Origin of the sequence: uncultured Citricoccus sp. (genome assembly GCF_937871995.1) — a bacterium.
In the GTDB taxonomy this organism is placed as follows: domain Bacteria; phylum Actinomycetota; class Actinomycetes; order Actinomycetales; family Micrococcaceae; genus Citricoccus.
The window spans coordinates 1-1,247 of the sequence record NZ_CALMQR010000014.1 but is presented as its reverse complement, the minus strand read 5'-3'; the positions used below and the strand labels follow the sequence as shown (position 1 = coordinate 1,247).

At 63.9% G+C, this 1,247-nt stretch carries 1 protein-coding gene; it reads left to right on the top strand.

The genetic code is table 11. The features are described from left to right. The first annotated feature begins 260 nt into the window (after nt 1-260). Entirely contained in the window at nt 261-704 is a 444-nt protein-coding gene (locus Q0283_RS01050) for a restriction endonuclease (protein ID WP_183529458.1), read from the top strand. Nucleotides 705-1,247: the final 543 nt, after the last annotated feature.

Sequence of the window (1,247 nt, the reverse complement as noted above, 5' to 3'; positions counted from 1 at the left end):
TGCCGACGCCGATCCACGTCAACCGAGGGCGTGTCCGCTGGGGGCTTTCTTAACGATCACCCCTACGCCCAGGGACGGCACCGCTGCCAAGCGAGCAAAGAAGACGGCCATTTAGCGGTCAAATCCACACTTCCGCCTCCCTTTTGAGAACAGGACTCCTGAGCACGAGCATGGTTCGTGCATAGGACTATTGAGCAGACAGGGTTCAGAAGTCGACGGCACTACCCGCAAAATTACCGGCCTGGGAGTGCCGTCGGGCTCTGAAACTGACAGTTCGCCAGGAGCACGACCTGACCTGGCTGGTATCCGAGATCCTCGAAGCCCACGGGTTTGTCTGTCAGGTCTCCCCGCCCGGCCCGAACGGTGGGGTGGACATCCTCGCCGGGAAGGGCCCGCTGGGCATGGGCGCTCCCATCGTGGTCGTGAAGGTCAAGTCCCAGGCCGGGCCGGTGGACACCAAGGTGGTGCGGGTCCTGCACTCCGCGTGGGAGTGGCACAAGGCCGACCAGGCACTGCTGGTGGCCCGGGGTGGAGTGAACGGGCCGGCCAAGCAGCAGATTCGCAGCGACTCGAAGTTCCGGATATGGGACGGGGCCACCCTGATGGCCGAACTGTTCTACGCCTACGATGACCTGCCACTGGAGACAAAGCGCAGGATTCCACTCACCCAGGCGTGGGTGCTCGACGAGGACGCCATCAGCTGAAGCGATGAAGACCCCGACCGGAACGGACCCGGCCGGGGTCTTTCTGCTCGAGGCGTCCCATCAGTTGCTTCTCGCAGACGCCCCCGTCATCACCCCTGTCGTCGCGGCAGGCGCACTTCGGGTCCACGCCCTTCTGGCGTGAATCGCAGAGACAAGTGGCGAAATTCCACAGGCCTAGCTGACCGATCGTGCTCAATCATGCACCCGCGAGCAACCCTCCTCAGATCGGCGACTACGACCTGCGGATGTTCACGGATCCGGAGCAGATGCCGGACGAACTCCTCCGCCTGGACGACCGCCACGGCCTCTCACGCCTGCTGGCTGGGTTCGCGAGGCCCCGTTCATCGGGACCTCACGAAAAAGCTTCTCGGACCTAGCTTTCGATCCCGATCCCCGGGCCGAGTACGCTCCCGTGGCCCCGGACGCCCGGGCTGCCATGACACCAGTACTCAAGCCCCAAGATGTTGGGGATGTTGCCACCTGAGGCGACTCTAAGTAAGTGTTGGGAAAGTGCTGGTGGCCCTTCCGGGTGCGGGGCCCTGG